13 protein-coding genes are annotated in these 11932 nt (G+C 69.6%); 7 read left to right on the top strand and 6 right to left on the bottom strand.

Going from position 1 to position 11932, the window contains the following annotated elements:
• On the top strand, nt 1-451 hold a 451-nt coding region (locus ACLQ7T_RS08670), incomplete at its 5' end, for a response regulator (RefSeq protein WP_420479062.1).
• Here ACLQ7T_RS08670 and ACLQ7T_RS08665 read toward each other — a convergent pair.
• The gene (locus ACLQ7T_RS08665) at nt 452-1090 is read right to left on the bottom strand and encodes a glutathione S-transferase family protein (protein ID WP_420479061.1); all 639 of its coding nucleotides are present in this window, start codon (nt 1088-1090) and stop codon (nt 452-454) included.
• A 251-nt stretch (nt 1091-1341) separates the two neighbouring features.
• On the opposite strand from ACLQ7T_RS08665, the gene ACLQ7T_RS08660 reads away from it, so the two are divergent.
• A complete protein-coding gene (locus ACLQ7T_RS08660; RefSeq protein WP_420479060.1) occupies nt 1342-2391 on the top strand; it encodes a ribonucleotide-diphosphate reductase subunit beta in 1050 nt (349 codons plus the stop codon).
• A gap of 7 nt (nt 2392-2398) precedes the next feature.
• On the opposite strand, the gene ACLQ7T_RS08655 is transcribed toward ACLQ7T_RS08660, so the two are convergent.
• A complete protein-coding gene (locus ACLQ7T_RS08655) occupies nt 2399-3184 on the bottom strand; it encodes an energy transducer TonB (protein ID WP_420479059.1) in 786 nt (261 codons plus the stop codon).
• A 141-nt stretch (nt 3185-3325) separates the two neighbouring features.
• Here ACLQ7T_RS08655 and ACLQ7T_RS08650 point away from each other — a divergent pair, with 141 nt between their 5' ends.
• Nucleotides 3326-4354 carry an oxidoreductase gene (locus tag ACLQ7T_RS08650; protein WP_420479058.1) on the top strand — a complete coding sequence of 343 codons (1029 nt, stop codon included), beginning with the start codon at nt 3326-3328 and terminating at the stop codon, nt 4352-4354.
• Here the strand turns inward: ACLQ7T_RS08650 and ACLQ7T_RS08645 are convergent.
• The 4 genes from ACLQ7T_RS08645 to ACLQ7T_RS08630 form a co-directional block, all read right to left on the bottom strand.
• Nucleotides 4351-5922 (bottom strand): carboxylesterase/lipase family protein, encoded by a 1572-nt coding sequence (locus ACLQ7T_RS08645; RefSeq protein ID WP_420479057.1) that lies wholly within the window; start codon nt 5920-5922, stop codon nt 4351-4353. The genes ACLQ7T_RS08650 and ACLQ7T_RS08645 overlap by 4 nt on opposite strands.
• 27 nt (nt 5923-5949) lie before the next feature.
• Nucleotides 5950-6441 carry a cell wall hydrolase gene (locus ACLQ7T_RS08640; protein WP_420479056.1) on the bottom strand — a complete coding sequence of 164 codons (492 nt, stop codon included), beginning with the start codon at nt 6439-6441 and terminating at the stop codon, nt 5950-5952.
• Between the two features lie 87 nt (nt 6442-6528).
• On the bottom strand, nt 6529-7989 hold the full coding sequence (locus ACLQ7T_RS08635; RefSeq protein WP_420479055.1) for a sensor histidine kinase: 1461 nt from the start codon (nt 7987-7989) through the stop codon (nt 6529-6531).
• A 40-nt stretch (nt 7990-8029) separates the two neighbouring features.
• A complete protein-coding gene (locus tag ACLQ7T_RS08630; RefSeq protein WP_420479054.1) occupies nt 8030-8752 on the bottom strand; it encodes a TVP38/TMEM64 family protein in 723 nt (240 codons plus the stop codon).
• A gap of 133 nt (nt 8753-8885) precedes the next feature.
• On the opposite strand from ACLQ7T_RS08630, the gene rpmH reads away from it, so the two are divergent.
• From rpmH to yihA, 4 genes are read left to right on the top strand one after another with little or no spacing between them, the layout of a single operon-like run.
• On the top strand, nt 8886-9020 hold the full coding sequence (gene rpmH, locus ACLQ7T_RS08625; protein ID WP_003164000.1) for a 50S ribosomal protein L34: 135 nt from the start codon (nt 8886-8888) through the stop codon (nt 9018-9020).
• 24 nt (nt 9021-9044) lie between these two features.
• Nucleotides 9045-9446, top strand: coding sequence for a ribonuclease P protein component (gene rnpA, locus ACLQ7T_RS08620; protein WP_420471183.1), 402 nt, complete (start codon nt 9045-9047; stop codon nt 9444-9446).
• A 5-nt stretch (nt 9447-9451) separates the two neighbouring features.
• Nucleotides 9452-11275, top strand: a complete 1824-nt coding sequence (gene yidC / locus ACLQ7T_RS08615) for a membrane protein insertase YidC (protein WP_420479053.1) — start codon at nt 9452-9454, stop codon at nt 11273-11275.
• Nucleotides 11275-11919 (top strand): ribosome biogenesis GTP-binding protein YihA/YsxC, encoded by a 645-nt coding sequence (gene yihA, locus ACLQ7T_RS08610; RefSeq protein WP_420479052.1) that lies wholly within the window; start codon nt 11275-11277, stop codon nt 11917-11919. Before yidC ends, yihA begins: the two co-directional genes overlap by 1 nt.
• Nucleotides 11920-11932: the final 13 nt, after the last annotated feature.

Genomic DNA, 11932 nt, shown 5'->3' with positions numbered 1-11932 from the left:
GCCGTCGGCGCCGGCGCCGGCCGCCGCGCCGGCCGAGGGGGCGGACCATGCGGCGCCGCTGGTGCTGGTCGTCGATGACCATCCCGTCAATCGCGAGGTGGCGCGCATCATGCTGGAGGCCCTCGGTTGCGAGGTGGCCGAGGCCTGCGACGGCGCCGAGGCGGTCGAGGCGGTGCGGGACGGCGTCTTCGATCTGGTCCTGATGGATGTGCGGATGCCCCGGATGGACGGGCTGGAGGCCACGCGGCGCATCCGCGGCCTGCCGCAGGGGGATGATCTGGCCATCGTGGCCATGACCGCCGACGCCATGCCCGAGGACGTCTGTCGCTGCCTCAACGCCGGCATGAACGCCCATATGGCCAAGCCGGTCAGCCAGGGGGGGCTGTATGACGCGGTCAGCCGGGCCCTGTCGGGCGAACTGCCGCCGGCCCGGGTCGGTCGCGCGGCCTGATCAGTCCCCGAACGGGAAGCGCTCGGCCCAGAACGCCTGCAACTCCGGCAGGGCGTCGACCCGTTTCACCACGGGCGTCATCCCCGGCGCGACCTCGTGGAACCGGTCCCGACGGGGCCGCCAGCGGCTGACCACGGCGACATAGAGGTCCAGCACCGTCAGCGTGTCGCCCAGCAGCCAGCGACCCGGCGTGATCTGCCTGTCCATCATGCCCCAGCAGTCGGCGATCCGGTCCAGCGTCAGCGCCTCGATCCGCGCCTGCGCCGCCGGATCGTCGCCGCCCAGCCGCGACGGCACATCGCGAACCCAGAACATCGAATAGATGGAGGCGGGAATGAAACTCATCCAGCGCAGGAACTGCGCCCGGCGCGGGTCGCCCGGCCGCGGCGCGAGGGCGGCTTCGGGATGCTGTTCCGTGAGCCAGAGCAGGATGGCGGCGCTTTCGGTGATGGTCTCGCCGCCGGGCGTGACCAGGGCCGGGACCTGACGCATCGGATTGACCGGGGCGACCTTGTCGCGCTCGCTGTCGCCCTCCCAGGTGACGGCCTCGATCACCTCATAGGGCGCGCCGATCAGGGTCAGGGCCGCCTCGACCGGGACCGAGCCCGAGCCGGCGGCGCCGTAGACGGTGTAGGTCATGCGCTGTCCTCCTCGGGGCTGAACCTACGCCGCCGCAGGGGGCTCCGCACCCAAGTCCTTGGACGCACGGCACAAGTCCGCCTCGGGACCATCCCCTGCTTCATCCCCAGACCTGTATGGCCCGCCTACTACATCTAGCGTCTGCTGAAAATGTGATCGCTAAATAGCCGCAATTCGGCTTGGCGCCGGGGTCGCTCGCCCGCATGGTGAAAATCACTTCTCCCAACGGATTCGCTGTCAGAGCTCTCCCGATGAACGCGCATGTCTCGCCCACTGGTCTGATCACGCCCGGCCTGCTGACCCCTTCGACCGCCTACAAGCCGTTCCGCTATCCGTGGGCGTTCGACATGTGGAAGAAGCAGCAGCAGGTCCACTGGATGCCGGAAGAGGTGCCGCTGGGCGAGGACGTCAAGGACTGGGCCGCCAATCTGAACGACGGCGAGCGCAACCTTCTGACCCAGATCTTCCGCTTCTTCACCCAGGCGGACATCGAGGTGCAGGACAACTACATGGAGCGCTACGGTCGGGTGTTCAAACCGACCGAGGTCAAGATGATGCTGGCGAGCTTCGCCAACATGGAGACCATCCACATCGCGGCCTACGCCCTGCTGCTCGAGACCATCGGCATGCCCGAGGCCGAGTTCGGCGCCTTCATGGAATACGAGGCCCTGCGCGACAAGCACGACTACATGGGCCAGTTCGGCGTGGACACGGACGCCGACATCTGCCGGACCCTGGCCATGTTCGGCGGCTTCGCCGAAGGTCTGCAGCTGTTCGCCTCGTTCGCGATGCTGATGAACTTCCCGCGCCAGAACAAGATGAAGGGCATGGGCCAGATCGTGTCGTGGTCGGTGCGGGACGAGAGCCTGCACTGCGACGGGATCATCAAGCTGTACCACGCCTTCAACAAGGAAACCGGCGCGGTCACCAAATCGGTGGCGGACGACATCGTCGAATGCTGCCGCACGGTCGTGAACATGGAAGACAAGTTCATCGACCTGGCCTTCGAGATGGGCCCGGTGAACGGCATGACCGCCGAGGACATCAAGGCCTACATCCGCTTCATCGCCGACTGGCGCCTGCGCCAGCTGCAGCTGCCGGAGCTGTACGGCGGCGTGAAGGACAATCCGCTGCCCTGGCTGCAGTCCCTGCTGTCGGGAGTCGAGCACGCCAACTTCTTCGAGGCCCGCGCCACGGAATACTCCAAGGCCGCGACCAAGGGCGCGTGGCACGGCGCCGACGGCGTCTGGGGCTCGTTCGACGCCCTGATGAAGAAGCGCAAGGAAGACGCGGAGGCGTAAGCCTCCGCTACGTCCCCGCCGGCGCCGCTTCCGGCAGTTCGGTGCTGCACGACCAGGCGGCGCAGTAGGCGTTGCGCATGTGCGAGGCCAGCCGTTCGTTGGCGGCGAAGAACTCCGGGCTTTCGGCCTCGAGCTGGTACAGCGTCGGGAACATCACATACCCGCTGGGCTTCGACAGCTCGCGTCGATCCGCCGGCAGCAGGGTCTGCACCACGGCCAGCGGCATGACCGCCCGTCGCGCGGCGCCTTCGGCGGCGTAGGCGCTGTCGACGATCCTGCCCACGGTGGTCATCCGGTCCAGTTCGACGCTGCGGGTGGCCCGGTACTGGGCCGCGCGGTTCTCGGCCTCGCCCATATAGGACAGGCTGCGGCGCACCACGGCCACGTCGGCCTCGCGGACCGGTTCGCCGGTGTAGGGCCCGGGCGCGGGCGGCGGGTTGAAACTGATCACGAAGGTGATGGGCGCGGGCGCCGGGCGGCCGTCCAGGGTCTGGGGCGCGACCGTGTATTTCGACAGCAGGCGCGGCACTCCGGCCTCGAAATTCAGCCCCTCGGGCGCAACCGCGATCTGGCGACAGCGCTGCAGCGTGCCCGATATCGAATATTCGCAGCGCATCTTCACCTTGCCGGGGATGCGCGCCATGCGGGCGAAGGCCGGATAGACCTCGGCGATGTCGGACGCTGACGGGCGGGCGGTGAACTGGGCCGGCACGATCTCGGGGCCCTTCTCGCACGCGTTCAGGCCAGAGACGGCGGCGAGCGCGATCACGCCCGAGATGGTCCGGTTCAGCATGAGACTCCCCCATGTCCGCGTCGTCCCCCTCGGCGACGCGAGCCCTTCCTTATCGCTTTGATATCGATGCTCTGACAAGCCGCCGGGGACCGGCGCCGAACGTGACCCCCGTCGCCGCGCGATTGCGCTAGAAGGCGGGCCATGACCACGCCCAATGTCGCCCTCGTCGGCTTCGGCTATGCCGGACAGACCTTCCACGCGCCCCTGATCGCCGCCTGTCCGGACCTGCGGCTGCACACCGTCGTCACCGGCAAGCCGAACCTCGTCCGCGCCGCCTGGCCCGGGGCGCGGGCCGTCGCCGACCTGGAGGCCGTGCTGGCCGATCCGGAGATCGATCTGGTCGTGCTGGCCACGCCCAACGCCCTGCATGCCCCGCAGGCGCGTGCGGCGCTCGAGGCCGGCAAGGCGGTGGTCATCGACAAGCCCTTCGCCCTGTCGCTGGAGGAGGCGCGCGGGGTGACCGATCTGGCGCGGGACAAGGGTCTGTTCCTGTCGGTGTTCCACAATCGCCGCTGGGACGCCGACTTCCTCGGACTGCGGGCGCAGATCGCCTCGGGCGCGCTCGGCGACATCCGCACCCTTGAAAGCCATTTCGATCGCTTCCGACCGGAGGTGCGCGACCGCTGGCGCGAGCGGGACGGACCGGGCGGCGGAATCTGGAATGATCTGGGACCGCATCTGATCGATCAGGCGCTGGTCCTGTTCGGCATGCCGCTCGGGATCACCTGCGAGCTGGCGGTGCTGCGTGACGGCGGACGGGCGACGGATTGGTCCCATGCGGTCCTGCGCTATGCCGACAGGCGAGTGATCCTGCACGCCGACATGACCACGCCCGCGCCGGACATCCGCTTCGCCGTACACGGGACCAAGGCGTCGTGGCTGAAGGGCGGGCTGGATGTGCAGGAGGACCAGCTGAAGGCCGGGCAGGGCGTCGGCGCGGACGGCTGGGGCGTCGATCCCCGTCCGGCCATCGTGGTCGACGGCGCCACCGGCGACCGGAGCGAGGTCGCCTGCCCGTCCGGGGACTATGCCGCCTACTACGCCGGGGTCGCGGCGGCGCTCACGGGCCGGGGCGGGAATCCCGTCCCGCCGGAACAGGCGCTGGCCGTCATGGCGGTGCTGGAGGCCGGGATCGAGAGCAACCGGCGGCGGGCGGAGGTGGCCTTCTAGGTCCCCGGCTGGATATACGGGATGCGACCGAAGAAGCGCCGCTCATCGCCGCGCGGGTCATTCTCCATGCGGGACGCCCGGTCCAGCACCATGGTCTCGCGGCGGGCCAGCGAATAGGGCGTCCAGCGCGGCAGGCCGGGGTGGTTGGGGTCGCCGGTGCGGGCGAAGGCGATCAGGGCGTCGGCCATCCGGTCGGCCATCGCCTGTCCGTCGGGGCCTGAAGCGCCCGAGCCCTCGGCCATGACATTGTCCAGCATCAGGGGGATGTCCGAGGTGTGGTAGGCCCCCGTCCGTCCGTTGGTTCGGCGGCTGGGGAAGTCGAGCTGATAGACGAAGGCAGGCGAACCCTGCGCCGCCCGGGCCTCGGCCTCGATCACCGCCGCCCGCCACGACCGCGCGGCGGTGGTGGCGCGGATCAGCACCTGGTCGGGCGTCAGCTCCGGATGCTCCGCGCGATACCAGGCGACCACCTCCTCCGGCGCGACGTCGATGCGCATCTGTGACGGCGTCAGCTTCGCCGGCAGGGTCTCCCAGGTCAGCCCGGCCGTGGACGGATCGTCGCCGAGGAAGGCCAGGGTCTCTTCGCGGCAGTTGCCGATCATCATCGGGATCGCCGCCGACTGCGCCGGGGCGTCGGGGAAGAACGGATGGCGCGGCAGGCTCCGGCCGTCCAGCACCGGGCCGAAATAGAGGGAGCCGCCGAGGATCGGATCGGTGGCGCCCGAGGCCTCGATCAGCCTTTGCACCGGCAGGGTGCGGACCTCGTCGATCCGGTCCGGCGTCAGGCCCAGCGCCTCCAGCCAGACCTGCCCGCGTCGCGTGGCGTTGAGCGGGCCGGATGCGGTGACCTGCTGGCCGCTCAGGGTCACGGCGCGGTGGAACAGGCCCGCGGCGGCGGGCATGGCTATCAGGGTGGCGATCTTGGCCCCGCCGCCCGACTGGCCGACGAGGGTGACGCAGGCCGGATCGCCGCCGAAGGCCGCGATGTTGTCGCGCACCCACTCCAGGGCGAGGACCAGGTCGAGCTGGCCCAGATTGCCGCTGTCCTCGAAACCGGGCGCGAGCCGGGCCAGGGGGGCGTAGCCGAGCGGCCCCAGCCGGTGGTTCACGGTGATCACCACGGCGTCGCCGCGCACCGCCAGCCGCGCCCCGTTGGTCAGGGGGCTGGAGCCCGATCCGGTCGAATAGGCGCCGCCGTGGATGTAGACGATGACGGGGCGTCGGCTGCCCGGGTTTGGCGGGGTCCAGATGTTCAGCCGCAGGCAGTCCTCGGACTGGTCCGGTTCACCGCCACGCTGGGGCGAGGCGGGGCCGAAGCGATCGGTCGCCGACGGGCCGCCGCGCGCCGGGCGCGGGGGCTGGAAGCGCTCTGCCTCGCCATAGCGGATGCCCTTCGCCGACAGGGCCTCGCCGTCACGATGGAGCCGGAAGGGGCCGGAGCGGGTGCGAACGGCAATAGAGTCGGTCCCGGCCCGGGCGCCGACGGCGGACAGGGCGGCTGTCGCGCCCGCCGTCAGGCCGAGCCCGCGTCGGGTCAGTCCTCCGCCTGTCCGGCCCGTCGTCTGCATCCCGCGTCCCCCGAAGGCGTCTGGCGTCTACTTGGGCGCCGAACAGGTGCGGGCGGCGAGGCAGGCGGCGACCTCCGCGTCGTGGGCGGCCCGGTCCCGTTCCCACTGAGCGCGCGCCGCGTCGGCGGCGGCGACGTCGGCCTCCCACTGAACGCGGGCGGTGTCGGCCCGGGCGGCGTCTTCACGCCAACGACGGTTTTCCGTTTCGAAGCGGGCCTGATCGGCGGCTTCGGTCGCCTCGGCGGCGGCGTTGCGGGCGGCGATGCCCTCGTTCAGCTTGGCCGTGGCCGAAACCTCGGCGGGATCCTGCGCCGACTCCGGCGCCGAGTGATAGGTCTCGCCGCGCAGCCGCAGCCATTCGTCCGAGCCCGGCGTCGGCGCGACGGGGGCGGTCGGGGCGGGCTCGGCGACCGGCGGGGTCCCGGCCGGCCGGACCTGCTGCGCCATGGCCGGCGCGGCGGCCAGGGTGAGGGCGGCGAGGCCGGCGAAGGCGAGGCGCGACGGAAGGGGGCGGGTCATGTCAGGTCTCCTCGAGAGAAACGTCGCCTTCAAGCTGGACCGTTTTCAGGCGTTGCGCGAGCCTAAACGCCGCCCGCGCGATTTGGCTCAGTTCGGAAACCGCAGTTCGAAGGTGGTGCCTGTCGGCCCGGTGTCGATCAGGGTCAGGGTTCCGCCGTTGTTGGCCGCCAGTTCGCGCGAAATGGTCAGGCCCAGCCCGGTGCCGCCCGAGGCGCGGCCGCTGACGAAGGCCTCGAACAGGCGATCCGCCACGCGCGGGGGAATGCCGGGGCCGTCGTCGCTGATCAGGATCACGCAGTCGCCGTCGGCGGTCGAGCCGGAGACCCGAACCGACCCGCGCCTGTCCGCCCGCGTGGCGTCGCTCTCGATGGCCTGACGGGCGTTCCGCAGCAGGTTCACCAGGATGCGGTACAACTGGTCCGGATCGGCGTGGACGTTGAAGCGGGCGGGCAGGGCCTTGACCAGCCGGACCCCGTCCGGCGACAGGCCGGCGTCCTCGGCGGCGACGGTGAGGGCCGACGACAGGGGGGCGCGCACCTTCTGCGGCGGCGGCTCCTCACTGCGGCCGTACTCCAGCACATTGCGGGACAGGGCGGCGGCCCGGCCCAGCGCCCGCTCCAGCCGGGGCAGGGCCTTGGCGACGGCGGGATCGGGCGAATCGGCCAGCCGCTCCGACGCCATCTGGGCCGAGGTCAGCATGTTGCGCAGGTCATGATTGATCTTGGCCACGGCTTCGCCCAGCGCCACCAGCCGGGCGCGCGAGCGCAGGGACTGGCGCACCTCTTCCTGCATCCGGGCCAGTTCGCGCTCCACGCGGCCGATCTCATCCTGCCGCCGACTGGGGGCGTCGCCCTCGGCTTCCGGATCCCGCGCAAACAGTTCGATCGACCGGGTGACCCGACGCAGCGGCTGCAGCACCAGGAAGGCCAGACCCGCATAAAGCAGCCCCCCGGCCACCAGAGAGACGAACAGGGAGGTCAGCAGGCTGTTGCGCAGGAAGGTCTTCAGCTCGGCCTTCAGGGGCTGGGCGGGCGCCAGGATCTCGATGAAGTCGCCGGAGCGGTAGCGTGGCCGGGCCTGGACGCGGATGGACCGGTCGGGGTGTCCGAACAGGGTCTGCCAGGGGTCCCACAGCCGGGCCAGGGGGCGGCGCTGGCGCAGGTCGATCAGGTCCGGGGTGCGGGGCAGGTTCGGCGCCTGCAGCAGCAGCCGGCGCACGCCCTGGTCGCCGACGACGACCGCCTGCACGCCGCCGATGGCCAGAAGCTGTTCCGCCGTGTCGTCCTCGACCGCGGAATAGGGCAGGGCCTCGACGCCGACCGAGGCCAGTTCGGCCGACTGCAGCCGGTCCAGCAGCCAGCGCTCATGGAAATTCGCCGCGCTGGGGGCGACGATCAGCACCTCGACCGAGGCGGCGAACAGGAAGGTCAGGCCGAGCAGGCGCCAGGACAGGGCGTCGGGCGCATGGAACCGCAGGCGTTCGCGCCAGTCGGCGGGAACGCGCAGCCCCTTGCGGACTTCGCTCAGAAAGGCGCGCGGCGGCGTCATTCTTCCCCTAACGCAAGGTTGGCCGTCCGGGCTGCTTGTCTCACGTCCCGGCCTTCCGGCCCAGAGCCGCCTGAACGCCCTTCAGGGCGAAGGGAAGAACGACCGCCAGCACGAAGACGCCGGTCATCGGCGCCCAGAACTGGGCGAACAGGGCCTGGAAGTCGGGGTCTGGGTTCTCGGCCAGCAGGGTGTTCAGCCGGGCGCCGATCCAGCAGTAGATGGTGTGGGCGGGCAGCAGGCCGATGACGGTGGCGATGGTGTAGGGGGCGAGCCGCACCGTCATCATCCCGGCGGCGATATTGATCATGTGGAAGGGCACCACCACCGCCAGCCGGCTGGCCAGCACGTACCAGAAGGTGTCCTTGTCGATGGCGACGCAGACCTTCTGCATCAGGCCCTGGTTGCGTTCGGCCCGTTCGCGCAGACTCCGGCCCAGGGCCGAGGTGGCCACGCCATAGACCATCAGGGCGCCGATCGTGGCCGCGATCGCGGTGGCGACCCCGCCGACCCAGGGGCCGAACAGATAGCCGGCCGTAATGGTCACGAAGAAGACGCCGGGCACCACGCTGGCCGTCAGGACGGCGAAGACCGCCATCAGGATCAGCAGGCTGACGACATAATGTTCGGCGGTGAAGGCCCTGAACTCCGCCCCGTGATCGCGGATGGTGTCCAGCGACAGATAGCGGTTCCAGCCCATGCCGAAGATCAGGGCGATGATCGCCGCCAGGGCGATCAGGGGCAGGAAGCGCTTCAGGCGGGCCATTTTCTCTCCGTACAGGCGCGATCAGATGGGCGCTACGGCGTTGACTCCGTCGGATCGTCCCCTTATACGCCCGCCCTTCCTGCGGCGGACGTGTTCCGGCGCGTCCCAGTTACTCTTACCAAGGAGCCCGACCGTGAAGCGGACCTATCAGCCGTCGCGACTCGTGCGCAAGCGCCGTCACGGCTTCCGTTCGCGGATGGCCACCAAGAACGGTCAGAAGATCGTTGCGCGCCGCCGCGCCAAGGGCCGCAAGCGCCTGACGGCCTGAGTCGTCAGCGCTCTGCGCGAGCGCATGGGCGATATCGTCAAAATTTGTCGCCTGACGTCGCGGCCCCAGTTTCTGGCGGCCGCGAAAGGCGTTTCAGAGGCCCGCGGCGCGGTGGTCGTCCAGCGACTGGACCGCGCCGACGGCGACGCCTCGATCCGCCTCGGCTTCACCGCCACCCGCAAGGTCGGCGGCGCCGTGGTGCGCAACCGCGCCAAGCGCCGCCTGCGCGAGGCCGCCCGCGCCCTTGCGCCGCAGTTCGGGGTGGCCGGAAGCGACTATGTCTTCATCGCCCGCATGGGCACGGTCGACCGCGACTGGGACCGTTTGCTTGACGATGTGAAATCGGCGCTTACAAGGCTGGCGACCCCGCGGTCGGCGCCCAAACCCGCGCCCTCGACGCCCGCGCCAGCCGGCCAGGATTCCTGATCTCCATGCCTCCTCAGAACAACAGCCGCAACACGATCATCTTCTTCGTGCTCGCGGCGATCATGGTGACCCTCTATTCGGTCTTCGTCGTCGGTCCCCAGCGCAAGGCCGAGGAGGCGCGACGCGCCGAGGCCGTCGCCGAACAGGGCGCCGCCGCCAACGCGCCCCGGGCGGATGCGACGCCGGGCTCGGCGCCCGGCACGGTGTTCGTCGAGGACCGCCGGCAGGCGCTGGCGACCTCGGCCCGCGTGCCGATCCGCACCCCGCACCTGACCGGCTCGCTGTCGCTGACCGGCGGCCGTATCGATGACCTGTTCCTGACCAGCTATCGCGAGACCCTCGACAAGGACTCGCCGCCGGTCGAGCTGTTCCGCCCGCAGGGCATGCGCGACGCCTATCAGGCGCTGTTCTTCTGGAACGGTCAGAACGTGACTGGCGGCGTGCCCGGCCCGAACACCGTCTGGCGCCTGACGCAGGGCTCGACCCTGACGCCGTCGACCCCGGTCACCCTGACCTGGGACAACAACGCCGGCCTGCGCTTCACGCGCCGCATCTCGGTCGACGACCAGTACATGTTCACGGTGACCGACACGGTCGCCAACTTCAGCGGCCAGCCGATCGTCCTGGCCCCGGCCTCGCGCGTCGAGCGCCAGGGCGTGCCGCAGGTCGCCCGCAACCACATCGTCCACGAGGGCGCGCTGGGCGTCTTCGGCGGCGAGGGCAAGCGTTACGCCAGCGAGCCGCTGAAATATGCGGACTGGGTCAAGAAGCCGGTCCAGACCTACCAGTCGACCGGCGGCTGGGCGGCGATCACCGACAAGTTCTGGATGGCGGCCCTGATTCCGGACCAGGCGGAGAAGATCGAGGCCGAGTACCGCATCCGTGACGTCAACGGCCTGAAGGTTCACGAGGTGAACGTCCAGGGCGCGCCGCGGACCATCGCGGCCAACAGCAACATCACCGAAACCCGCCGCCTGTTCGCGGGGGCCAAGCGCAACGAGATCCTGTCGGGCTACGAGAAGACGCTCAACCTGCCGCGCTTCATCTATGCGATCGACTGGGGCTTCCTGTTCTTCCTGACCCGCCCGATCTTCCTGGTGATCGAGTTCTTCTACGGCGTCATCGGCAACTTCGGCCTGGCCATCCTGGCCCTGACCCTGACCGTGCGTCTCATCATGTTCCCGCTGGCCAACAAGAGCTACGAGAGCATGTCGAAGATGCGGACCCTCCAGCCCAAGATGGAGGAGATCAAGAAGAAGCACCCTGATGATGCGCCCAAGCAGCAGCAGGAGATGATGGCCCTGTACCAGAAGGAGAAGATCAATCCTCTGGCCGGCTGTCTGCCGCTGCTGCTCCAGATCCCGGTCTTCTACGCGGTCTACAAGATGCTCTCGGTGACCATCGAGATGCGTCACGCGCCCTTCTTCGGCTGGCTGCGCGACCTGTCGGCGCCGGACCACACCACCATCTGGAACCTGTTCGGCCTGATCCCCTGGGATCCGTCGACCACGCCGCTGATCGGCAACTTCCTGGTCAGCCACATGGGCGGCGGCTTCAGCCTGGGCCTCAGCGTTCTGGCCATCATCTACGGCGCCAGCATGTGGCTGCAGATGGCGATGAGCCCGCCCGCGCCGGACCCCGTCCAGCGTCGCATCTTCCAGTTCATGCCGGTGGTGTTCACCTTCATCATGGTCAACTTCCCGGCGGGCCTGCTGCTCTACTGGGGCTGGTCGAACGTGCTGACCATCGTCCAGCAGTACATCATCATGCACCGCCTGAAGGCCGAGAACCCGATCGATACCTTCCTTGCCCGGTTCAAGAAGGCCTGATGACGGACGAATTCACCCCTGACGAGCTGGAGCAGGCGCGCGTTCTGTTCGCGCGTCAGGCCACCTTCGTCATGGGGTGCGCCAAGATCGAGCAGCTGCCGGATCCGGACCTGCCCGAGATCGCCTTCGCGGGCCGATCCAACGTGGGCAAGTCCAGCCTGATCAATGGCCTGGTCGGCATGCACAAGCTGGCCCGCGCCTCGAACGAGCCGGGCCGCACGCGCGAGGTCAACTTCTTCGACCTCGACGGCAAGATGCGTCTGGTCGACCTGCCCGGCTACGGCTGGGCCAAGGCGTCCAAGTCGACGGTGAAGAAGTTCCAGGACCTGGGCCGCGACTACCTGCGCGGCCGGGTGACGCTGAAGCGGGTCTATCTGCTGATCGACGCCCGCCACGGGCTGAAGTCGGTGGACACCGAGGCGCTGGACGCCCTCGATCTGGCCGCCGTCAGCTACCAGATCGTCCTGACCAAGGCCGACAAGCTGAAGAAGGGCGAGGGCGAGAAGGTCCAGGCCGCGACCCTGAAGGCCATCTCCAAACGCCCCGCCGCCTTCCCCGCGGTCGCCCTGACCTCGTCCGAGAAGGGCGAGGGCCTGCCGGAGCTTCGCGCCGAGATCATGCGCACGACGGGCGTGACGCTCTAGAACGGCTTGCGCG

Origin of the sequence: Brevundimonas sediminis (genome assembly GCF_048799765.1) — a bacterium.
GTDB lineage: Bacteria > Pseudomonadota > Alphaproteobacteria > Caulobacterales > Caulobacteraceae > Brevundimonas.
The sequence above is the reverse complement of the archived record's forward strand: the minus strand, read 5'-3'. Positions and strand labels throughout refer to the sequence as shown.